This is a genomic window from Aeromonas sp. R9-2, from assembly GCF_040908025.1.
In the GTDB taxonomy this organism is placed as follows: Bacteria; Pseudomonadota; Gammaproteobacteria; order Enterobacterales; family Aeromonadaceae; genus Aeromonas; species Aeromonas veronii.
The window spans coordinates 154,936-177,340 of record NZ_JBFOCX010000034.1 but is presented as its reverse complement, the minus strand read 5'-3'; the positions used below and the strand labels follow the sequence as shown (position 1 = coordinate 177,340).

Below are 22,405 nucleotides of genomic sequence, written 5' to 3'. Positions count from 1 at the left end.
TCCTTTAAAAAATTCTGTTTGTTGTATCACACTTTTCCGACTGTTTTTAAGGGGTTGACCGGAATTCTTCCGGCCAGCTGCCATTTCTTCATCCGGTGTTTGCCAACCAGTTGTTTGGCATGGCAAAAAACGCCCGACAACCAGCCTCTTTCGAATCACTCTTCGCTTAATCCAGCACCGACTGCTGGGGGTTGAGTTGGTGTACCAGTCGCTCTTCCAGCTGTTTTTGCTGCTCGGCGGTCAATGGTTCGCCATCGAGGCTGGTCAGGCTGAAAAAGTCCTCGACCCTCTCACCGAAAGTGGCAATTTTGGCGGCGTGCAGCGACAGCCCGCACTGCTGGAAAACGGCACCGATCCGGGCCAGCAGGCCGGGGGTATCGAGGGCAGTCAGCTCCATCAGGGTGTGACGGCTCTCCCCTTTATGTGGCAGGAAGACCACCCGGGTCGGCACGCTGAACTGGCGGTGGCGCCGTGACAACGGCTTGTTGCGCAGCACCAGCTTGCCCGGCTCCTGCAGCGCCTTCTCCAGCGCCTTCTTGATGGTGGCAGTGCGGTTAGGGCTGATGGGCTCGCCGCTTGGCTCCAGTACCACGAAGGTATCGAGCACATAGTTGCTGCGCGAGTTCATGATCTGGGCGTCGTGGATGTTAAGGTTCTTCTGATCCAGCGCCGAGGCGACGGTGGCAAACAGATTCGGGGTATCGCGGCAGTAGATAAATACCTCGCTGCCGCCGCGGGTCGGATGTTTGCCGATGATCACCAGCGGTGCCGGATTGTCGCCATGCTCGATGATGTGGCGGCAGTGCCAGGCGATCTGCTCCGGGCTGTGACGCAGGAAGTAGTCGGCCTTGAAATCGGCCCAGAGCTGGTTGATCGCTTCTTCCGATACATCCCGTTGCGCAAGCAGCTGCTTGGCCTGACGCTGGTTTTCGCGAATGCGCAGCCGCATGTCGGGCGGGTTCTCCAGCCCCTGGCGCAGCGCCTTCTGGGTCGCGAAGTAGAGCTCCCGCAGCAGGGTGCCCTTCCAGTCGTTCCACAGGGTATCGTTGGTGGCGCAGATATCGGCCACGGTGAGGCAGTAGAGCAGGTCGAGATGCTGCTCGTCGCGCACCTTCTGGGCAAAGTCGGTGACCACGTCGGGATCGTAGATATCGCGGCGCTGGGCGGTAACCGACATCAGCAGATGGTGGCGCACCAGCCAGGCGACCAGTCGGCTCTCGTAGCGATCCAGACCGTGCAGCTGGCAGAACTCCAGCGCATCGACGGCGCCGAGCTCCGAGTGATCGCCGCGCCGCCCTTTGGCGATGTCGTGGAACAGGGCGGCGATGCTGAGCAGCTCCGGTTTGCGCAGCCGGGTGAAGACCTCGTGGCAGAGCGGGTGGCTCTGGCGACTGGCCGGATTAGGGAACTGGTGAATGTTCTTGAGCAGCCGGTGGGTGTGCTCATCCACCGTGTAGGCGTGGAACATGTCGAACTGCATCTGGCCGACGATCAGGTTCCATTGAGGCAGATAGGCGGCGAGGATGCCGTACTTGTGCATCAGTGTGAGCGGCAGGCCGATGCCGTTGGGGTGGCGCAGCAGCGCCATAAAGAGGCGACGGCAGTCAGGCAAGTCCTGCAGCCAGCAGTTGAGTTTGCGGCGTGCCTCGCGCAGTTGGCGCAGGGTTGCCGAGTGGATGCCGGCAATCTCGGGATGCTGGGCCATCTGATAGAAGAGGCGCAAGATGGCGGCCGGTTCACGGCTAAACAGCTCCGCATCCACTGCATCGATGAGGCGGCCACGGAGCTGGAACTCGTCGGAGAGGCGGCGCACATCCATGGCGGTGTTGCCGAGGATCGCTTCGTCAAACAGCTGCAGCAGCATCTCGTTGAGCTCGGAGACCCGCCGCACCGTCTGGTAGAAGCGCTTCATCATCTGCTCGACCGGAGTGTTGCCTTCCCCCTCGAATCCCAGCATCTGGGCTACGGTGCGCTGGCGATCGAACAGCAGGCGGTTATCTCCCTTGTTGATCGCCATGTGCAGGGCAAAGCGCACCTTCCAGAGAAAATTCTGGCAGTCGAGCAGTTCGCGATACTCGGCGCGGTTGAGAAAGCCGTGGCTGGTCATCTCGAACAAGGTAGTGGCGCCAAAGTGGCGGCGGGCGACCCAGGCAAGGGTCTGAATATCCCGCAGACCGCCCGGATTGCTCTTGAGATCGGGCTCCAGCTTGTAGGCGGTGCCGAGAAACTGTTGATGACGCTCCGCCTGCTCCTGGCGCTTGGCGCGAAAGAAGGCTTCGCTTGGCCAGAAGTGCTGGGGGCCGGTGGCCTCTTTCAGTTGCCGGAAGCCCTCCTGGCGACCTGTGATGTAGCGGGCCTCAATGAGGTTGGTGGCGACCGTAATATCGGCACGCCCCTGCTCGAGACACTCCGCCACGTTGCGCACCGCCTGACCCACCTCCAGCTTGAGATCCCACAGCAAGGTGATGAACTCGCCGATCCGCAGTCCCAACACCTCGTCCAGTTCGTCGCCGTCATAGAGGATCAGCAGGTCGATGTCGGAGTGGGGGTGCAGCTCGCCACGGCCATAACCGCCTACCGCGATGAGGGTGAGGTCGCTCTTGTCGAAGCCGAACTTCTGCCACAATCGGCAGAGCAGCTGATCCATGTATTCGGAGCGGGTGGCGACCAGCTCGATGATGTTGTCGCCGGCATCAAAACGGGCGTGCAGCCAGCCGAGAAAGCGGCTCAGGTACTCTTTGCAGTTGTCGCGAGTGAGCTGGTCATCGGGTAACAAATGGGGGGAAAGCAGGCTGGCGTCCATGGCATCTCACACACAGTGGCAGGCAAACGGCTGAAACAGAAGTAAAAACCCCGGCGCTTTGGAAGTTCAGGGCCGGGGTTCGATGTTAGCTGTGTTTGATGAAGCGGTCGATAGTGTCATCGGGGCGCAAGGTGAGCACCTCGCAGCCATCCTCGGTCACCAGCAGGGTGTGTTCCCACTGGGCGGAGTCGCCGCCATCCTTGGTGGTCACGGTCCAGCCATCCTTCGGATTGACCTTGCAGTGATACTTCTTGCTGTTGACCATCGGCTCGATGGTGAAGCACATGCCCGCTTTCAGCTCCAGCTTGCCGCTGTTGCGGTAGTGGAGGATCTGCGGCTCTTCGTGGAACTCGGCACCGATGCCGTGACCGCAGTAGTCACGCACCACGGAGAAACCGGCCTTCTCGACGATGGGCTGGATGACAGCGCCAATCTCGGTGATGCAGGCACCCGGACGCACCTTCTTGATGGCGGCGTAGAGGCTCTCTTGCGCAACCTTGCAGAGCTGGCGGCGCAGCGGGGTGGTTTCACCCACGATAAACATGGCCGAGGTATCGCCGTGGTAGCCATCCTTGATAACGGTGATATCCAGGTTGATGATGTCGCCATCGCGCAGCTTCTTGTGATTCGGGATACCGTGGCAGATCACATCGTTCACCGAGGTGCAGATGGATTTGGGGAAGCCATGGTAATTGAGCGGAGCTGGAACCGCCTGTTGTACGTCGACAATATAGTCGTGGCAGAGGGTGTTCAGTTCGTCAGTGGTGACGCCAGCTTTGACATGGGGCGCAATCATGACCAGCACATCGGCGGCCAATTGGCCGGCAACGCGCATCTTTTCAATCTCTTCCGGTGCCTTGATTTTAATGGACATGGGATCTCTCTTGCGGCCTGCCGCTGGGCCTGCGAGGGCAGACAGGACAGGTAATGAAAAATAGATGCGTTTGCAATCAGGGCAAAATTTTATCCGCAACCCCCGCGTACTTCCAGTGTGATTGTCATCACAACGTCAAATCGGCGTCGCAGCATCCTCTGGCGGGATCCATATTTACACCTGTTTAGGGTGTCGGCCGGTGGTGTCCTGAACAAAGTTATGGTATAAAGCGCGCCGGAATGGGGAACTTGCGTCCCGATTTCATCACCCTTACTTAAACAACACACACACATCGACACATATGCCGGGGTGCCTTAACGGGTCGGTTATATGGGATGTGTGGAGGCCTAACCCCAATACAGAGGTATAAAATGGCTAAAGTTTCTATGCGCGACATGCTGCAAGCCGGCGTTCACTTCGGTCACCAGACTCGTTACTGGAACCCGAAAATGAAATCCTACATCTTCGGTGCCCGCAGCAAAGTTCACATCATCAACCTGGAAAAAACCGTTCCGATGTTTGACGATGCCATGAACTTCATCAGCTCCGTAGCTGCCAAGAAAGGCAAGGTACTGTTCGTTGGTACCAAGCGTGCCGCGTCTGAAGCCGTAAAAGAAGCCGCTGAGCGTTGCGACCAGTTCTATGTAAACCACCGCTGGCTGGGCGGTATGCTGACCAACTGGAAAACCGTTCGTCAGTCTATCAAGCGCCTGAAAGATCTGGAAACCCAGAGCCAGGACGGTACCTTCGACAAGCTGACCAAGAAAGAGGCGCTGATGCGTACTCGCGAAATGGAAAAGCTGGAGAAGAGCCTGGGTGGTATCAAGAACATGGGCGGCCTGCCTGACGTTCTGTTCGTTGTCGATGCCGACCACGAGCATATCGCTATCAAAGAAGCCAATAACCTGGGTATCCCGGTAGTTTCCATCGTTGATACCAACTCCAACCCGGACGGCGTTGACTATGTCATCCCGGGTAACGACGACGCTATCCGTGCCGTACAGCTGTACCTGAATGCTGCTGCTGACACCGTACTGGAAGCTCGCGCTCAGGACATCGTTGTTCAAGCCGAACAAGATGGCTTCGTTGAAGCTGAGTAATTGATAAGGACTGTAAAGCCCTTATTAACCAAGCTGATGTAATTGGTTAGCAGGGGCCCTTGTGGCCCCTGTTTCTTGTCAATTCAAGACCGAGGATACTGGACATGGCTAACGTTACTGCCGCCCTGGTAAAAGAACTGCGCGAGCGCACTGCCGCTGGCATGATGGATTGCAAAAAAGCACTGGAAGAAGCTGCTGGTGATATCGAGCTGGCAATTGAGAACATGCGCAAATCCGGTCAGGCCAAAGCCGCCAAGAAAGCTGGCCGTATCGCCGCTGAAGGCGTTATCTTTGCTCGCACCGAAGGCAACGTTGCCGTCATGATCGAGCTGAACAGCGAAACCGACTTCGTCGCCAAAGATGCCAGCTTCATGGCAATGGGCCAGAAGATCGCTGACATCGCTGCGACCCAGAAAATTGCTGACGTTGACGCGCTGAAAGCCGCTGACTTCGGTAACGGCGAATCCGTCGAGCTGACCATCACCAACCTGATCGCCAAGATCGGTGAGAACATGAACCTGCGTCGCGTGATGCTGGTTGAAGGTGACAACCTGGGTACCTACGTTCACGGTTCCCGCATTGGTGTTATCACCAAGCTGACCGGTGGTTCTGCCGAGCTGGCCAAAGATCTGGCCATGCACGTTGCTGCCAACAGCCCGCAATTCGTCAAGCCTGAAGACGTGTCTGCTGAAGTCGTTGCCAAAGAGCGCGAAATCCAGATCGACATCGCCATCAACTCCGGCAAGCCGAAAGAGATCGCTGAGAAGATGGTTGAAGGCCGCATGAAGAAGTTCACCGGTGAGGTTTCCCTGACTGGTCAACCGTTCGTGAAAGATCCTTCCATGACCGTTGCTGAGCTGCTGAAGAAAGAAGGCGCTGACGTTGTTTCCTTCACCCGTTTCGAAGTGGGCGAAGGCATCGAGAAGCAAGAGACCGATTTCGCTGCTGAAGTTGCAGCCCAAATCGCGGCCGCTCAAAAGGCCTAATCGAACCGGTTTTTCCGTTTCCCCAGACCGCGACTTATGTCGCGGTCTTTATATGACCAGGAATCAGTGACATGAGTACCAATCCCAAACCTGCATACAGACGTGTTCTTCTGAAGTTGAGTGGTGAAGCCCTGCAAGGATCCGAGGGTTTCGGCATTGATCCGGCGGTGCTGGAGCGGATGGCCCAAGAGATCAAAGAACTGGTTGAGTTGGGTGTTCAGGTCGGTCTGGTCATCGGTGGCGGCAACCTGTTCCGTGGTGCCGGTCTTGCCAAAGCGGGCATGAACCGCGTGGTGGGCGACCACATGGGTATGCTGGCAACCGTGATGAACGGTCTGGCCATGCGTGATGCCCTGCATCGTGCTTATGTGAATGCCCGTCTGATGTCTGCCATCTCCCTGCAAGGCGTCTGCGACTCCTACAGCTGGGCCGAGGCAATCAGCCAGCTGCGTGCTGGCAAAGTCGTTATCTTCTCTGCCGGTACCGGCAACCCCTTCTTCACTACCGATTCTGCGGCTTGCCTGCGCGGGATCGAGATCGAAGCTGACGTGGTGCTCAAAGCCACCAAGGTTGATGGTGTATACAACGAAGATCCGGTCAAGAATCCGGATGCCGTGCTGTATCATGAACTGAGTTATGATGAAGTTCTTGAAAAAGAGCTCAAGGTGATGGATCTTGCTGCCTTTACCCTGGCACGTGACCATGATCTGCCGATCCGCGTGTTCAACATGAACAAACCGGGTGCCCTGCGCCGGGTTGTCATGGGTGAACCGGAAGGCACTCTGATCCACCACGTTGGTAAATAAGATAAAAGTGAGCCACCTGGCGCTCTTATCCTATCCATCACGTCAGTAAATAAGATAGACACGGGCCGTGTAGCGGCTCGTTCGCCAAAAGGAAAACCACTGTGATCAACGAGATTAAAAACGACGCCAAGGACCGTATGGGCAAGAGCGTAGAAGCGCTCAAGACTCAAATGTCCAAGATCCGTACCGGCCGCGCTCACCCGAGCCTGCTCGACGGCATCCAGGTTGAGTATTACGGTGCTGCCACTCCGCTGAAACAGTTGGCCAACGTCGTGGCAGAAGATGCTCGCACCCTCTCCATCTCCATTTTTGACCGCTCCATGATCCAGGCGGTAGAGAAGGCGATCCTGACCTCCGATCTGGGCCTGAACCCGTCCAGCAATGGCCAGACTCTGCGCGTGCCGCTGCCGCCGCTGACCGAAGAGCGTCGTCGTGACCTGACCAAGATCGTCCGTGCCGAAGCGGAAAATGCCCGTGTTGCCGTGCGCAACATCCGTCGTGACGCCAACGCCGACCTGAAAGCGCTGCTGAAGGACAAAGAGATCTCCGAAGACGACGACCGTCGCGCTCAGGAAGAGATCCAGAAACTGACCGACTCCTACGTCAAGCTGGTCGATGAGGCCCTTGCCGTAAAGGAGAAGGAGCTAATGGAAATCTAACCGTCTGAAAGGTATATTACGAGCGCCGTGTAGTGCCCCTGCACGGCGCTTTTGTCTTTGTGGGAGAATTACATGTCGCTTTTGGCTGCGTTGGGTGATTGTGCCAACTCGTCTTTACCCCGTCACGTCGCCATCATCATGGATGGTAACGGTCGCTGGGCCCAGAACCGAGGCAAGATGCGGGTTTATGGCCACAAGGCGGGCGTCAAGTCAGTGCGCGAGGCCGTTACCTTTGCTGCGCGTGCCAAGATCGAGGCATTGACCCTGTTTGCATTCTCCAGCGAGAACTGGCGCCGCCCGGAAGGGGAGGTCAGTGCCTTGATGGAACTGTTCATCACAGTGCTGGGTCGTGAGGTGCAGAAACTGCACAACAACGGGATCCGGCTCAAGGTGATTGGCGATACTGCTCGCTTTAGTGAGCGGTTGCAGGCCAAAATCGCCAAGGCGGAGGCCTTGACCGCCAATAACAAGGGGTTGACCCTGAACATTGCGGCCAACTATGGCGGCCAGTGGGATATCGCCCAGGCGGCCCGCAAGCTGGCTAAAGCAGTGGCGGCCGGTGAACTGGCCGCTGACGACATTGATGAATCCATGTTGACCCGCGAGGTTTGCATGGCCGATCTACCACCCGTGGACCTGTTGATCCGCACCGGTGGCGATCATCGCATCAGCAACTTTGTGTTATGGCAGCTCGCCTATGCCGAGCTCTATTTTACCCCGGTATTGTGGCCCGATTTCAACGAGGCCGAGTTCAGTGAGGCGGTTGCCTCTTTCGTTGCCCGCGAGCGTCGCTTCGGTTGCACGGGTGAACAGATACGGGAATTGATCGCCGAGCAGCAGACCGGCTAAACCCCGCTCCCAAGAGAGAGGTTTCTTTTGCTAAAACAACGAATTATTACTGCTTTGATGTTGATCCCCCTGGTGTTGGGGGCGCTCTTCTTTCTGCCATTGAAATTTTTTGCCCTGTTGGCTGCGCTGGTGTTTTTGTTGGCCAGTCGCGAATGGAGTGGGTTTGTCTCTGCTGCTCCGCAACAATGGTTACCCATCGTATTTTGTCTGTTGCTCGGTGCCAGCCTCTTTTGGCTGCCGGTGGAGCAACTCTGGACGCCCCACCTGCACCCCCTCGTGATGGGCGTGCTATGGACCGCGGTAAGCTGGTGGTTGCTGGGTCTGCTGCTGGTGCTGCGCTATCCCCAAAGCGCCAAGCTGTGGAAAGAGTCTATCTGGCTCAAGTCGCTGTTTGGTCTGGTGACCCTGGTTCCCTTCTTCTGGTCGCTGGTCGCCATCCGTGGTTACAACTTTTACCATGACCCCATGATGGGCGCCTGGATCCTGTTGTTCGTGATGGGACTGGTCTGGGCGGCAGATTCTGGCGCGTATTTTTTCGGCAAGGCGTTCGGTAAGCACAAGCTGGCACCGGCTGTGAGTCCGGGCAAAACCATCGAAGGGATGTGTGGCGGCCTCTTTACCGCCAGCCTGCTGGCCATCGGCGTTACCTGGTCGATGGGATTTGTTCCTGCCAAGATGATCACCGTGCTGTTTTGCTCTCTGCTGGCGGTGCTTGCCTCCGTACTCGGCGATCTGACCGAGAGCATGTTCAAGCGCGAAGCAGGCATCAAGGACTCCGGCACTCTGCTGCCTGGTCATGGCGGCATTCTTGACCGGATCGACAGCCTGACCGCCGCCCTGCCGGTGTTTCTGCTCAGTTATCTGCTACTCAGTCAGGAGTTTTGATGCACAAGTCACTGGTTATTCTGGGGGCCTCCGGCTCCATCGGTCAGAGTACCCTGAAAGTGCTGCGCCATAACCCGGGCAGTTGGCAAGTGTTGGCGTTGACCGCCGCCCGCAACGTGGATGCCATGTTGCGGGACTGCCTCGAATTCTCCCCCCGTTTTGCCGTGATGGTCGATGAGGATGCCGCCCGTGAACTGGCTGCCCGTCTGAAAGCGCACGGCAGTGCGACCCGGGTCATGTCTGGTGCAGCAGCCCTCTGCGATGTGGCCGCTCACCCCGATGCCCATAGCGTGATGGCCGCCATTGTGGGGGCGGCCGGTCTGGCCCCGACCATGGCCGCGGTACGTGCCGGCAAGCGTATTTTGCTGGCCAACAAGGAGGCGCTGGTGATGTCCGGTGCTTTCTTCATGGAAGCCGTGCGCGAGCATGGCGCCGAGCTGCTGCCCATCGACAGCGAACACAATGCCATCTTCCAGTGTCTGCCGACTGCCGTGCAGCGCCAGCCCGGTTTTTGCGATCTGGCGGCGGCGGGGATCAGCAAGATTTTGCTGACCGGTTCCGGCGGCCCGTTCCGTTACACCGAGATCGGCGAGCTGGCCAAGGTGACACCGGCGCAGGCCATCGCGCATCCCAACTGGTCGATGGGGGCCAAGATTTCGGTCGACTCCGCCACCATGATCAACAAGGGGCTGGAGTACATCGAGGCGCGCTGGCTGTTCAATGCGGCGCCCGAGCAGATCCAGGTGGTGATCCACCCGCAGTCGGTGATCCACTCCATGGTGCAGTACAAGGATGGCTCCGTGCTGGCTCAGCTTGGCAATCCGGATATGTGTACCCCCATCGCCCATGCGCTGGCTTATCCCAATCGCATCCCCTCCAGTGTGGAACCTTTGGATTTCTTCAGTGTCGGAGAGTTCAGCTTTATCCGGCCTGATTATGATCGCTACCCCTGTCTGGCGCTGGCCATCAATGCCTGCCAGAAGGGACAAGCGGCGACCACTGCGCTCAATGCAGCCAACGAGGAGGCGGTTGCCGCCTTCCTGGCCGGGCGCATCGGTTTTATGGATATTGCCCGGATCAACGAGGCAGTGATGCTGGCGCTGGAGAGCAGCGCCATCGGCTCGCTCGATGATCTGTTTGCCCTGGACGGTGCGGCAAGAGCCCGTGCTCACACTTTGATTGAGGAGCTTGGCTGATGGGCGGTGTGTTGTGGAATATCGGTGCCTTTGTTGTTGCGCTGGGCCTGCTGGTCGCAGTGCACGAGTTTGGTCACTTCTGGGTGGCCCGTCGTTGTGGCGTCAAGGTTGAGCGCTTCTCCATCGGTTTTGGCAAGGCGATCTGGCGCAGGATGGGTAAGGATGGCACCGAATATGTGCTGGCGCTGATCCCCCTCGGTGGTTACGTCAAGATGCTGGATGGTCGGGTCGACGAACTCAAACCCGGTGACGAGCAGTATGCCTTCAACCACAAGAGTGTCTGGGCGCGAATGGCGATTGTCGCCGCAGGTCCCATGGCCAACTTCGTGTTTGCCCTGTTTGCCCTCTGGCTGATGTTTATCATCGGGGTGCCGAGCGTCAAGCCGGTGATCGGTGAAGTGCGTCCGGCATCCATCGTTGCCGAGGCGGGTGTGCTGCCGGGGATGGAGATTGTCGGGGTCGGCGATGAGCAGACCGGTGACTGGGAGAGCGTCACCTACGCTCTTATCAGCCATCTGGGTGACGATGCTGTGACTCTCAAGGTGCAGGCACCCAATACCAGCTATGCCACCGATAAAACCTTGTCGCTGACCGGCTGGACCTTCGATTCGGATAAAGAGTCGCCCATCGGCAGCTTGGGAATTGTCCCCCTGAGTGGCAAAGTGCTGCCAGTCGTGGCTGCCGTGGTGGCCAAGAGTGCCAGTGAAAAGGCGGGGCTGCAGGTCGGTGACCGTATCAAACAGGTTGGCGATCAGCCTATTACCGCGTGGGCCCAGTTTGTCGAGTTGGTGCAGCAGGCACCGGGCGAACCCCTGCAAGTGGTGGTTGAGCGCAACAACAGTGATCTCAACGTGACCCTGACCCCGGATAGCCGCAAGGTGCAGGGCAAGCTGGTAGGATTCGTCGGTCTCTCGCCACAACTGGTTCCATTACCGGATGAATATCGAATTCTGTTACAGTATGGGCCTTTGCAGGCGCTGTGGCATGGCGCGGACAAGACCTGGAGCCTGATCACGCTCACCTTTGACATGATTGGCAAGTTGATCGGTGGCATCGTGTCGCTGGACAACCTGAGTGGCCCCATCTCCATTGCCAAGGGCGCCGGCAGCAGTGCCGACTATGGTCTGGTCTATTTCTTGAGTTTTCTGGCGCTGATCAGCGTCAACCTGGGAATTATCAATCTGTTCCCCCTGCCGGTGCTCGATGGTGGCCATCTGGTCTATTTCCTGATCGAAGCGGTCACCGGCAAGCCGGTATCAGAGAAAATACAGGAAGTGGGTTTCAGGATCGGCGCCGCCATTCTGATGTTATTGATGGGCATTGCGCTGTTTAACGATTTCGCTCGCCTCTGAGGCCAGAGCATCAACAAGGACACATAAGAACAAAATGGCTGTTAAAAAAGCATTGGTGTTGAGTTGCCTGCTGGGTGCCAGTTTCCTGGCCCAGGCGGCCCCTGCCTCTTTTGTGGTGCAAGATATCCAGGTCGAAGGTCTGCAACGGGTGACCCTGGGTGCCGCACTGTTGAACCTGCCGATCCGGGTCGGTGATACCGTCGACTCCGTGGCTCTGGCCAGCGCCATCAAAAAGCTTTATGCCTCGGGTAACTTCGAGGATGTGAAGGTTTACCGTGACGGCCAGGTGCTGCAGGTGATGGTCAAGGAGCGTCCGACCATCTCCAGCATCGAGTTTGCCGGCAACAAGGATATCAAAGAGGAGCAACTGACCCAGAGTCTGGAGTCCTCCGGTATCCGTGTGGGTGATCCGCTGGATCGCACCGTACTCACTTCCCTCGAGAAGGGACTGGAAGATTTCTACTATGGCGTGGGTAAATACTCCGCCAAGGTCAAGGCCATCGTCACCCCGTTGCCGCGCAACCGCGTCGACCTCAAGTTCACCTTCGTGGAAGGGGAAGCGGCCAAGATCCAGCAGATCAACATCGTCGGCAACAGCGTCTTCCCTGAAGAGAAGCTGATTGCCCAGCTCTCCCTGCGCGACGAAGTGCCCTGGTGGAACTTCACCGCCGATCAGCGCTATCAGAAGCAGAAACTGGCCGGCGATATCGAGACCCTGCGCTCCTACTACATGGATCGCGGCTATATCCGCTTCCAGCAGGAGTCTACCCAGGTCTCCATGACCCCCGACAAGAAGGGCGTCTACGTCACCCTCAACATCAAGGAAGGGGATCAGTACAAGGTCTCCGGTGTCCAGCTCAAGGGTGACCTGATCGACCGCGGTGGCGAGATGAAGGGATTGATCCCGATCGCTGCCGGCAGCATTTACTCTGCCAGTCAGGTGACTCATACCGAAGAGGTGCTCTCCAAGTTCCTCGGCCGTTACGGCTACGCCTATCCGAAAGTGGTCACCTTCCCACAGGTCAATGACAAGACCAAGGAAGTCGAGCTGATCGTCAACGTTGAGCCTGGCCCCCGTGTCTATGTGCGCAACATCAACTTCAGCGGTAACGCCACCACCGAAGACCAGGTGCTGCGTCGCGAGATGCGCCAGATGGAAGGCACCTGGCTCTCCTCCGACAACATCGAGCAGTCCAAGAGCCGTCTCAACCGCCTTGGCTACTTCGAGAGCGTCGAAGTGGACACCAAGCGGGTGCCGGGCAACGATGACCTGGTTGACCTCGACTTCAAGGTCAAGGAGCAGCCAGCAGGCTCCATCAACGCCGGTATCGGTTACGGTACCGAATCGGGTCTGAGCCTGCAGGCGGGGATCTCTCAGAATAACTTTATGGGTACCGGTAAAACGGTCTCCATCAACGCCAGCACCAACGACTACTCCAAGAACGTTGACCTGAGCTACAACGACCCCTACTTCACCGTAGATGGTGTCAGCTTGGGTGGTCGGGTCTACTACAACCAGTTCCGCGCCGATGATGCCGATATCGTCGATTACGAGAACGAAACCATCGGTTTCCGTCTCTCCAGCGGCTTCCCGGTCAACGAGTTCAACCGTCTCGACTTCAGTACCGGTATCGAGAGCACCAAGCTGAGTCGCCCCTCATTCAATAGCCAGAACTATCAGGAATGTCTAAAGGACAATCCGGATACTGACGGCAATACCTATTGCTGGGATCAGTGGAACGATAACCGCCAGTCGGTGCAGATGGATCAGTTCTGGAATCTCTATTCACAGGATGGTTCCAATCTTGACTTCGTGACCATCGATGTGACCGCTGGTTGGACCCGCTCCACCCTAAACAAGGGGATGTTCCCGACAGCCGGTGACCGCCAGCGTGTCAACGCCAAGGTGACCGTGCCGGGCATGGAGCTGCAGTACTACAAGCTCTCCGCCGAAGATGCCCACTACTTCCCGCTCGATGCGGATCATAACTGGGTGATGATCGGCAAGGGGCGCGTCTCATACGGTAACGGCTATGGCGATGACCCCATGCTGCCGTTCTTCGAGAACTACTATGCCGGTGGTTTCGATACGGTACGTGGCTTCAAGAGCAACACCATTGGTCCCAAGGCGATTTACAAGACCTACAACAAACCGGGGGTTGGCACTTGTACTGGCAGTCAACCTTGTGAGACCGGCAGTTATGAAGGTTCCGACACCTCGGTGGGCGGTAACGCTCTGGCCGTTGCAACACTGGAGCTGGTCTTCCCGACCCCGTTCGTCTCCGAGACCTATCGTCCGCAGATCCGTTCCACCGTCTTTATGGACGCAGGTACCGTCTGGAGCACCGATTTTGCCAACGGGGCATATCCTTGTACCGCTGGGGCAGATTGCAACTACTTGAGCCAAGACTACTCCAGCCCGGGCAATATCCGGGTCTCTGCCGGTGTCTCCCTGCAGTGGCTCTCGCCGATGGGCCCGCTGGTGTTTGCCTTGGCCAAGCCGATCAAGAAATATGAAGGGGATCGCACCGAAGTCTTTTCCTTCAACATCGGTCGTACTTTCTAAGCAGAGTTTCGCCCCCACCCATGCGGTGGGGGTCTTCAATGATGGGACGCGCGGTATGCGTGCCTCACCAGGTAACAAGACGGTCCTAACGCCGCTTGCATAATCGGGTAAATCAGGTAGCCCTCGCCATGAGGGAACAAGGAGTAAGTGTGAATAAAGCGTTGAAAGTAGCTGGTTTGAGCTTTGCACTGATGGCTGCCGGCATGGGTTCTGCCTTCGCTGAGACCAAGATCGCCGTGGTTGATATGGGCGAAGTCTTCCAAAAGCTGCCCCAGCGTGAAGCCGTTGCAGCCAAGCTGAAAGGTGAATTCGAGCCGCGTATGCGTGAGCTGCAGAAGCTGGAACAGGAAGGCCAGAAGCTGGTCGAGAAGTTCCGCAAGGATGAAGCCTTCATGAGCGCCGAGCAGAAGAAGCAGAACCAGGAGAAGTTGGCCAAGCTGCAGATGGAGTTCAACCAGAAGCGTCAAGCCTTTGAGCAGGACAACGGCCGCCGTCAGTCCGAAGAGCGCAACAAGATCCTGACCAAGGTGCAGGCTGCCATCGATTCCATCGCCAAGAGCAATGGTTACGATCTGGTGTTGGAGCGCAATGCCGCCCCGTATGCCGCCAGCAAGCTGGACATCTCCGGCCAGGTTATTTCTCAGGTAAGCAAGAGCAACTAATTGATGGCATTCACTCTCGCACAGCTGGCCCAGCAACTGGGGGCCCAGGTCCATGGCGACGGAACCCTGGAAATCCGCAAGGTAGCGACACTGGAAAAGGCCGGGGAGGGGGATATCACCTTCCTGTCCAACAAAAAGTACCGGCACTATCTGGAGCAGAGCAAGGCGACCGCCGTGCTCATTACCGAAGCGGATCTGCCATTTTGTCCCACCAATGCCCTGGTGCTCAAAGATCCCTATGTGGGCTTTGCCCGGGTAGCCCAACTGCTGGACACCACCCCGCAGCCGGCCACGGATATTCATCCGAGCGCCGTTATCGCGGCTGACGTGCAACTGGGCGAGAGAGTGGCTATCGGCGCCAATGCAGTGATCGAATCCGGCGTCGTGCTGGGTGACGATGTACGCATTGGCCCGGGCTGTTTTGTTGGCAAGAACACCCGGCTGGGAGCCCGCTCCCGGCTATGGGCCAACGTCACCCTCTATCACAATGTGACCATGGGCACCGACTGTCTGGTTCAATCCGGCACAGTGATCGGGGCCGATGGTTTCGGTTATGCCAACGAGCGTGGCGAGTGGATCAAGATCCCCCAGCTCGGCGGTGTGACCATTGGCAACCGGGTTGAGATCGGTGCCTGTACCACCATTGACCGCGGTGCGCTGGAAGATACCCGCATCGCTGACAACGTCATCATCGACAACCAGTGCCAGATCGCCCACAACGTGGAGATCGGTTACGGCACCGCCGTGGCGGGCTCTACCGTGATGGCTGGTAGTCTCAAGGTCGGCAAATACTGTATCATTGGTGGCGCTTCCGTCTTTAACGGGCATATGGAGATCTGCGACCAGGCCACCGTCACCGGTATGGCCATGGTGATGCGACCCATTACCGAGCCCGGTGTCTACTCTTCCGGCATCCCTCTGCAAACCAATAAAGAGTGGCGCAAGACCGCCGCCCGGGTGATGCGTATCGAAGAGATGCACAAGCGGTTAAGCAAGCTTGAGAAGAAGCTGGATCAAGAATAATCACGATTGGTATAGGGTACTGTTTTGACTACTGAAAAGAAGAGCCTGGGTATCCAGGAAATCATGGATCTGCTGCCCCACCGTTATCCGTTTCTGATGGTGGATCGTGTAGACGACTACGAGATCAGCGATGAGCGCAAAACCCTGCGCGCCATCAAGAACGTCTCGTTCAACGAGCCGATCTTCCAGGGGCACTTCCCGGCCAAGCCGGTGTTCCCGGGCGTACTGATCCTGGAAGCGATGGCACAGGCCACCGGTATCCTGGCCTTTACCATGGTGGGCAAGCCGTCTCCCAACGAACTCTACTATTTTGCCTCAATCGACAACGCTCGCTTCAAGCGTCCGGTCGGCCCCGGTGACCAACTGGTGCTGGACGTGGAGTTCCTGAAAGAGCGTCGCGGTATTGCCAAGTTCACCGGTGTCGCCACCGTCGACGGTGAAGTGGTCTGTACCGCCGAGCTGATGTGCGCCAAACGCGAGGTTTAACACACGTGATCGACCAGACTGCCATCATTCATGATACTGCCATCGTCCATGAGTCTGCCGTGATCGGTAAAGGGGTTGAAATCGGCCCCTTTTCTGTCATCGGCGCCGAGGTGGAAATCGGTGACAACACCTGGGTAGGTTCCCATGTGGTGATCAAGGGCCCGACCAAGATTGGTCGTGGCAACAAGATCTTCCAGCACACCTCCATCGGTGAGGACTGCCAGGACAAGAAGTACGCCGGTGAGCGCACCTTCCTCGAGATTGGCGACAACAACGTCATTCGCGAGAACTGCACCTTCCACCGTGGCACCATTCAGGATCAATCCCTGACCAAGGTGGGCAGTGGCAACCTGTTCATGGTCAACGTCCACGTTGCCCACGACTGCATCATCGGTGACAACTGCATCTTCGCCAACAACGCGACCCTGGCGGGCCACGTGGTGATCGGTGACTTCGTGATCTTCGGTGGTCTCTCCGCCATTCACCAGTTCGGCCGCGTCGGTTCCCACGCCTTCGTCGGTGGCTGCGCTGCCCTGAACAAGGACGTGCCGCCCTACGTGATGGCCGCCGGCAACTACGCCAAGCCGTTCGGGGTCAACTCCGAAGGTCTGCGTCGCCGCGGTTTCAGCGCCGAGGCCATCTCTGCCGTCAAGCGTGCCTACAAAGAGATCTTCCGTTCCGGCAAGACCATCGAAGAGGTGCTGCCGGTGCTGATCGAGATGGCGCAAACCGAACCGGCCGTCCAGCTCTATGTGGACTTCCTCAAAGATAACGAGCGCGGGATCATCCGTGCCTGATCCGGTTCGTATCGGTATCGTCGCCGGAGAAGTCTCCGGCGACATTCTGGCTGCCGGTCTGGTGCGCGAGCTGCAGGCCCGTTACCCGGATGCGCAGTTCGAAGGGATCGCCGGGCCGCGGATGCAGGCCCTCGGCGTCAAGGCCTTGTTCGAGATGGAAGAGCTCTCCGTCATGGGGATCACCGAGGTGCTGGGCCGTCTGCCGCGCATCCTCAAAGTCCGTCGCGAACTGTTGCGCCACTTTATTGCCAATCCGCCCGATATCTTCATCGGCGTGGATGCACCGGATTTCAATATCGGAGTGGAGCTGAAACTGCGCCGCGCCGGTATCAAGACGGTTCACTATGTCAGCCCCTCGGTGTGGGCTTGGCGCCAGAACCGCATTCACAAGATCAAGGCCGCTACCGACATGGTGCTCGCCTTCCTGCCGTTCGAGAAAGCCTTCTACGACCGCTTCGACGCCCCTTGCCGTTTTGTCGGTCACACCATGGCGGATGACATTCCATTGGTGCCGGATCAGGCTGCCGTGCGTCGCAATCTCGGTATCGATGCCAATCGCCGCTGGCTGGCGGTGCTGCCGGGCAGCCGCACCGCAGAAGTGGGCTTTATGTCCCCCCTGTTTCTCGAGGCGTGCAAACACCTGACGGTGCGCTATCCGGATCTCGGTTTTATCGTGCCGCTGGTCAACCAGAAACGGCGCGAGCAGTTTATGGCCATCAAGGCCGAGGTAGCGCCGGGTCTCGACATGGTGCTGCTGGAAGGACAGGGCCGCGAGGCGATGATCGCCGCTGACGTGGTGATGCTGGCCTCCGGCACTGCGGCGCTCGAAGCCATGCTGGTGAAAAAACCGATGGTGGTGGGTTACAAACTCAAGCCCTTCAGCTATTGGCTGGCCCAGCGACTGGTGAAGACCGAATTTGTCTCTCTGCCCAACCTGCTGGCCGGGCGCATGCTGGTGCCGGAACTCATCCAGCACGAGTGCACTCCGGAGAATCTGGTGGAAGAGGTGAGCAAATATTTCGAGCACGACAACAGTGCGCTGGTCAACACCTTCACCGAGCTGCACCAGCTGATCCGCTGTAATGCCGACTCGCAGGCCGCCGATGCGGTGGCGGATCTGCTCGGCAGATAACGCTATTTCGGACCGTCGATTGCGCCGCGCAGCCCGTTAATCCGTTTTCCGAGCGGTGATGCCGCGTCAGTCGACCCCTGTCAGGCCCCACGGGGCCTGTTTTGATTCAAGGCTACAAGATGATGATCGATATTCCTGACGACAAGCTGGTTGCCGGTGTGGACGAAGTGGGCCGTGGTCCGCTGGTGGGTGACGTGGTCACCGCTGCGGTCATTCTCGATCCCGCCAATCCGATCGCGGGGCTCAACGACTCCAAGAAGCTCTCCGAGAAGAAGCGGCTGGCGCTGTTTGACGAGATCAAAGAGAAGGCGCTCGCCTGGGCCATCGGTCGCGCCACTCCGGAGGAGATCGACGAGCTCAACATCCTGCATGCCACCATGCTGGCGATGCAGCGCGCCGTGGCGGGACTGAAGGTGACGCCCGAGCTGGTCTTTATCGATGGCAACCGTTGCCCGGCATTGCCGATGGAGGCGCGCGCCGTGGTCAAGGGCGATAGCCTGGTGGCCGCCATCAGCGCCGCCTCTATCCTCGCCAAGGTGGCCCGCGACGGCGAGATGACCGAGCTGGACAGCCGTCATCCCGAGTACGGCTTTGCCCGCCACAAGGGTTATCCGACTGCGGAGCACCTCGCCATTCTGGCCGAGCGTGGCCCGTTGCCCGAATATCGCAAGAGCTTCAAGCCGGTGCGTCGCGCACTGGGGATCGAGTAGACCATGCCATTTAGTTTGAGCAGCGAGAGGAGATGACGATGGCTGACCCCCGTTTTATCCACCTGCGAGTCCACTCCGACTTCTCCATGGTCGATGGCCTGCAGAAGATCAACCCCATCGTCGGGGCGGCGGCGGCCAACAACATGCCGGCACTGGCGCTGACCGATCAGATGAACATGTGCGGTCTGGTGCGCTTCTATGGCGCAGCCCACGGCAAGGGGATCAAACCCATCGTCGGTGCCGACTTCTGGGTGCAGAGCGATGAGCTCGGCGACGAGCAGTTCCGTCTCACCCTGCTCGCCATGGATAACGACGGCTACCAGAACATCACCCTGCTTATTTCCCGCGGTTACCAGCGCGGCCATGTGCAGGGGCGGCCGGTTATCGACAAGAGCTGGCTCGCCGAGCATGCCAAGGGGGTGATCGTCCTCTCCGGCGGCCGCGAGGGGGATGTGGGCAAGTTCCTGCTCAAGGGCAACCGGCAGATGACCGAGCAGTGTGTCGCTTTCTATCAGACCCACTTCCCCGATGCCTACTACCTCGAACTGCTGCGTACCGGTCGACCCGACGAAGAGGTCTACCTGCACATGGCGGTGGCCATCGCCACCGAGTTCGAGCTGCCAGTGGTCGCCACCAACGAGGTGGTGTTCCTCAACGCCGATGACTTCGACGCCCACGAGATCCGGGTCGCCATCCACGATGGCTATACCCTGATGGACAAACGCCGCCCCCGTCGCTACAGCCCCCAGCAGTACCTGCGCAGTCAGGAGGAGATGGCCGAGCTGTTTGCCGACATCCCCGAAGCGCTGGAAAACACGGTGGAGATCGCCAAGCGCTGCAACGTGACGGTGCGTCTTGGCGAGTACTTCCTGCCCAACTTCCCGACCGGCGACATGACTACCGAAGATTTTCTGGTGGCCAAGTCGAAAGAGGGTCTGGAGGAGCGTCTCGAGTTTCTGTTCCCGGATCCGGCGGTGCGGGCCGAGCGCCGTCCCGAGTATGACGAGCGTCTCGACATCGAGCTGAAAGTGATCAACCAGATGGGCTTCCCGGGTTACTTCCTCATCGTGATGGAGTTTATCCAGTGGTCCAAGGACAACGGCATTCCCGTTGGCCCGGGCCGGGGCTCGGGGGCGGGTTCTCTGGTGGCTTACGCCCTCAAGATCACCGACCTCGACCCGCTGGAATTTGACCTGCTGTTCGAACGTTTCCTGAACCCCGAGCGGGTATCCATGCCCGACTTCGACATCGACTTCTGCATGGACAGGCGCGACGAGGTGATCGAGCACGTTTCCGACATGTATGGTCGGGAGGCTGTGTCGCAGATCATCACCTTCGGCAGCATGGCTGCCAAGGCGGTGGTGCGGGACGTAGGCCGGGTGCTGGGCCACGCTTACGGCTTTGTAGATCGCATCTCCAAGCTGATCCCGCCGGATCCGGGCATGACGCTCGCCAAGGCATTCGAGGCTGAGCCCAAGCTGCCCGAGCTCTACGAGCAGGATGAGGAGGTCAAAGACCTCATCGATATGGCCCGCCGCCTGGAAGGGGTGGTGCGCAACGCCGGTAAACACGCCGGTGGCGTGGTGATCGCACCCACCAAGATCACCGACTTTGCGCCGCTCTACTGCGATGACGAAGGCCATCACCCGGTCACCCAGTTCGACAAGAACGACGTGGAGTACGCCGGCCTGGTGAAGTTCGACTTCCTGGGTCTGCGGACCCTCACCATCATCGACTGGGCGCTCGGCATGATAAACCCGCGTCTTGCCAAAGAGGGCAAGCCGCCGGTGGACATTGCCGCCATCCCCATCGATGACAAGAAGTCGTTCGACCTGCTGCAGCGCTACGAGACCACGGCGGTATTCCAGCTGGAATCCCGCGGCATGAAGGATCTCATCAAGCGACTGCGCCCCGACTGCTTCGAAGACATGATCGCACTGGTGGCCCTGTTCCGACCGGGCCCGCTCCAGTCAGGCATGGTGGATAACTTCATCGACCGCAAGCACGGTAATGAAGCGATCTCCTATCCGGACGAGAAGTGGCAGCACGAGAGCCTGAAACCGATTCTGGAACCGACCTACGGCATCATCCTCTATCAGGAGCAGGTGATGCAGATTGCCCAGACCCTGGCGGGCTACACGCTCGGTGGCGCGGATATGCTGCGCCGTGCCATGGGTAAGAAAAAGCCCGAGGAGATGGCCAAGCAGCGGGCCGGTTTCGAGGAGGGCGCCGTCAAGAATGGCGTCGACGGCGAACTGGCGATGAAGATCTTCGATCTGGTGGAGAAATTTGCGGGCTACGGCTTCAACAAATCCCACTCCGCCGCCTATGCGCTGGTCTCCTACCAGACCCTCTGGCTCAAGACCCACTTCCCGGCCGAGTTTATGGCGGCGGTGATGACCGCCGATATGGACAACACCGACAAGATAGTGACCCTGGTGGACGAGTGCCAGCGGATGGGGCTCACCGTGATCCCGCCGGATGTGAACACCGGCCGCTATCGCTTCTCGGTCAACGAAGATGGCCATATCGTCTACGGGATCGGGGCGGTGAAAGGGGTCGGTGAAGGCCCTATCGACGCTATCCTCAGCGCCCGGGATCAGGACGGTCCGTTCCGCGATCTGTTCGACTTCTGCAACCGGGTCGATATCAAGAAGCTCAACAAGCGGGTGATGGAGAAGCTGATCCTCTCCGGCGCCATGGATCGGCTCGGCCCCCACCGCGCCGCCCTGATGGCGACGCTGGAGGAGGCGATGCGTGCCGCCGAGCAGCACGCCAAGGCGCAGGCGGTGGGGCAGGTCGACATGTTCGGCGTGCTCACCGAAGAGATTGACGACGTCAAGAAGGCCTTTGCCAACGTGCCGCACTGGCCTGACAAGGTGTGGCTGGAAGGGGAGCGCGAGACCCTCGGGCTCTATCTCACCGGTCACCCCATCAACCAGTACAGCAGCGAATTGCGTCGTTATACCTCGGGTCGCCTGTGCGATCTGCATCCCACCTCCCGTGATACCGTGACCACGGCGGCGGGGCTGGTGATCGCGGCCCGCAGCATGGTAACCAAGCGTGGCAACAAGATGGGGATCTTCACCCTGGACGACCGTTCCGGTCGCCTCGATGTGACCCTGTTCAGTGAAGCACTGGAAAAATATGAAGAATTGATGCAAAAAGACCGCATTTTGGTGGTTTCTGGACAGGTCAGCTTTGATGACTTCTCCGGTGGCCTTAAAATGTCGGCTCGAGAATTACTGGATATCAACGATGCGAGGGAGCGTTTTGCCAGAGCAATCCGCATCTCCCTCGATGAACAGCGGATTGATGATCGCTTTTTCCCGCGTTTGTGCGAGATTTTGGAGCCCGCCCGTGCCGGAGTCTGTCCGGTTCAGGTAAACTATCGTCGCCCCGGCTCCCGGGTGCGATTGACGCTCGGTACCGAGTGGCGGGTGACGCCCACCGATCAACTGATAGATGACTTGCGAGTCCTGCTTGGACGAGAGCGGGTTGAATTGGTTTTTGATTAGA

The 22,405-nt window shown here is 58.6% G+C and carries 18 protein-coding genes; 16 read left to right on the top strand and 2 right to left on the bottom strand.

Annotation, left to right across the window (positions count from 1 at the left end):
- Positions 1 to 166: 166 nt before the first annotated feature.
- Positions 167 to 2,803, bottom strand: a complete 2,637-nt coding sequence (glnD, locus tag AB5Y71_RS19090) for a bifunctional uridylyltransferase/uridylyl-removing protein GlnD (protein ID WP_100654337.1) — start codon at positions 2,801 to 2,803, stop codon at positions 167 to 169.
- Positions 2,804 to 2,888: 85 nt separating this feature from the next.
- Entirely contained in the window at positions 2,889 to 3,677 is a 789-nt protein-coding gene (map, locus tag AB5Y71_RS19085) for a type I methionyl aminopeptidase (protein ID WP_064337101.1), read from the bottom strand.
- A 371-nt stretch (positions 3,678 to 4,048) separates the two neighbouring features.
- On the opposite strand from map, the gene rpsB reads away from it, so the two are divergent.
- From rpsB to dnaE, 16 genes are all read left to right on the top strand, one after another.
- Positions 4,049 to 4,777 (top strand): 30S ribosomal protein S2, encoded by a 729-nt coding sequence (rpsB, locus tag AB5Y71_RS19080; protein WP_005303470.1) that lies wholly within the window; start codon positions 4,049 to 4,051, stop codon positions 4,775 to 4,777.
- A gap of 104 nt (positions 4,778 to 4,881) precedes the next feature.
- Positions 4,882 to 5,763, top strand: a complete 882-nt coding sequence (tsf, locus tag AB5Y71_RS19075) for a translation elongation factor Ts (RefSeq protein WP_005338578.1) — start codon at positions 4,882 to 4,884, stop codon at positions 5,761 to 5,763.
- A 71-nt stretch (positions 5,764 to 5,834) separates the two neighbouring features.
- Positions 5,835 to 6,569 carry a UMP kinase gene (gene pyrH / locus AB5Y71_RS19070; RefSeq protein ID WP_005338577.1) on the top strand — a complete coding sequence of 245 codons (735 nt, stop codon included), beginning with the start codon at positions 5,835 to 5,837 and terminating at the stop codon, positions 6,567 to 6,569.
- Between the two features lie 101 nt (positions 6,570 to 6,670).
- Positions 6,671 to 7,228: a ribosome recycling factor gene (gene frr / locus AB5Y71_RS19065; RefSeq protein ID WP_033137948.1), complete on the top strand. Its 558-nt coding sequence runs from the start codon at positions 6,671 to 6,673 to the stop codon at positions 7,226 to 7,228.
- 72 nt (positions 7,229 to 7,300) lie between these two features.
- A complete protein-coding gene (uppS, locus tag AB5Y71_RS19060) occupies positions 7,301 to 8,077 on the top strand; it encodes a polyprenyl diphosphate synthase (protein WP_005338574.1) in 777 nt (258 codons plus the stop codon).
- A gap of 27 nt (positions 8,078 to 8,104) precedes the next feature.
- On the top strand, positions 8,105 to 8,962 hold the full coding sequence (locus tag AB5Y71_RS19055) for a phosphatidate cytidylyltransferase (protein ID WP_026034918.1): 858 nt from the start codon (positions 8,105 to 8,107) through the stop codon (positions 8,960 to 8,962).
- Positions 8,962 to 10,158 carry a 1-deoxy-D-xylulose-5-phosphate reductoisomerase gene (ispC, locus tag AB5Y71_RS19050; RefSeq protein WP_368172232.1) on the top strand — a complete coding sequence of 399 codons (1,197 nt, stop codon included), beginning with the start codon at positions 8,962 to 8,964 and terminating at the stop codon, positions 10,156 to 10,158. The genes AB5Y71_RS19055 and ispC overlap by 1 nt, the downstream gene beginning before the upstream one ends.
- Entirely contained in the window at positions 10,158 to 11,510 is a 1,353-nt protein-coding gene (gene rseP / locus AB5Y71_RS19045) for a sigma E protease regulator RseP (RefSeq protein WP_236367483.1), read from the top strand. The genes ispC and rseP overlap by 1 nt, the downstream gene beginning before the upstream one ends.
- Before the next feature lie 34 nt (positions 11,511 to 11,544).
- Entirely contained in the window at positions 11,545 to 14,076 is a 2,532-nt protein-coding gene (gene bamA / locus AB5Y71_RS19040) for an outer membrane protein assembly factor BamA (RefSeq protein WP_368172231.1), read from the top strand.
- Positions 14,077 to 14,225: 149 nt separating this feature from the next.
- Positions 14,226 to 14,738, top strand: a complete 513-nt coding sequence (locus AB5Y71_RS19035; protein WP_005338563.1) for an OmpH family outer membrane protein — start codon at positions 14,226 to 14,228, stop codon at positions 14,736 to 14,738.
- Positions 14,739 to 14,741: 3 nt separating this feature from the next.
- On the top strand, positions 14,742 to 15,761 hold the full coding sequence (gene lpxD, locus AB5Y71_RS19030) for a UDP-3-O-(3-hydroxymyristoyl)glucosamine N-acyltransferase (RefSeq protein ID WP_005338561.1): 1,020 nt from the start codon (positions 14,742 to 14,744) through the stop codon (positions 15,759 to 15,761).
- A gap of 24 nt (positions 15,762 to 15,785) precedes the next feature.
- Positions 15,786 to 16,247: a 3-hydroxyacyl-ACP dehydratase FabZ gene (gene fabZ, locus AB5Y71_RS19025; protein WP_005338559.1), complete on the top strand. Its 462-nt coding sequence runs from the start codon at positions 15,786 to 15,788 to the stop codon at positions 16,245 to 16,247.
- 5 nt (positions 16,248 to 16,252) lie between these two features.
- Positions 16,253 to 17,044 (top strand): acyl-ACP--UDP-N-acetylglucosamine O-acyltransferase, encoded by a 792-nt coding sequence (lpxA, locus tag AB5Y71_RS19020; protein ID WP_201932693.1) that lies wholly within the window; start codon positions 16,253 to 16,255, stop codon positions 17,042 to 17,044.
- Entirely contained in the window at positions 17,037 to 18,176 is a 1,140-nt protein-coding gene (gene lpxB / locus AB5Y71_RS19015; protein WP_040098041.1) for a lipid-A-disaccharide synthase, read from the top strand. The genes lpxA and lpxB overlap by 8 nt, the downstream gene beginning before the upstream one ends.
- Before the next feature lie 119 nt (positions 18,177 to 18,295).
- A complete protein-coding gene (gene rnhB, locus AB5Y71_RS19010; protein WP_368172230.1) occupies positions 18,296 to 18,886 on the top strand; it encodes a ribonuclease HII in 591 nt (196 codons plus the stop codon).
- A 38-nt stretch (positions 18,887 to 18,924) separates the two neighbouring features.
- Positions 18,925 to 22,404, top strand: a complete 3,480-nt coding sequence (gene dnaE, locus AB5Y71_RS19005; protein ID WP_368172229.1) for a DNA polymerase III subunit alpha — start codon at positions 18,925 to 18,927, stop codon at positions 22,402 to 22,404.
- The last annotated feature ends 1 nt before the right edge of the window (position 22,405 follow it).

Bases quoted from the DNA above. Each gene is read 5' to 3' on its own strand.
- uppS (WP_005338574.1), top strand. From the start codon at position 7,301: ATGTCGCTTTTGGCTGCGTTGGGTGATTGTGCCAACTCGTCTTTACCC.
- lpxD (WP_005338561.1), top strand. From the start codon at position 14,742: ATGGCATTCACTCTCGCACAGCTGGCCCAGCAACTGGGGGCCCAGGTC.
- ispC (WP_368172232.1), top strand. From the start codon at position 8,962: ATGCACAAGTCACTGGTTATTCTGGGGGCCTCCGGCTCCATCGGTCAG.
- bamA (WP_368172231.1), top strand. From the start codon at position 11,545: ATGGCTGTTAAAAAAGCATTGGTGTTGAGTTGCCTGCTGGGTGCCAGT.
- glnD (WP_100654337.1), bottom strand. From the start codon at position 2,803: ATGGACGCCAGCCTGCTTTCCCCCCATTTGTTACCCGATGACCAGCTC.
- map (WP_064337101.1), bottom strand. From the start codon at position 3,677: ATGTCCATTAAAATCAAGGCACCGGAAGAGATTGAAAAGATGCGCGTT.
- pyrH (WP_005338577.1), top strand. From the start codon at position 5,835: ATGAGTACCAATCCCAAACCTGCATACAGACGTGTTCTTCTGAAGTTG.
- rnhB (WP_368172230.1), top strand. From the start codon at position 18,296: ATGATGATCGATATTCCTGACGACAAGCTGGTTGCCGGTGTGGACGAA.
- rseP (WP_236367483.1), top strand. From the start codon at position 10,158: ATGGGCGGTGTGTTGTGGAATATCGGTGCCTTTGTTGTTGCGCTGGGC.
- tsf (WP_005338578.1), top strand. From the start codon at position 4,882: ATGGCTAACGTTACTGCCGCCCTGGTAAAAGAACTGCGCGAGCGCACT.
- rpsB (WP_005303470.1), top strand. From the start codon at position 4,049: ATGGCTAAAGTTTCTATGCGCGACATGCTGCAAGCCGGCGTTCACTTC.
- dnaE (WP_368172229.1), top strand. From the start codon at position 18,925: ATGGCTGACCCCCGTTTTATCCACCTGCGAGTCCACTCCGACTTCTCC.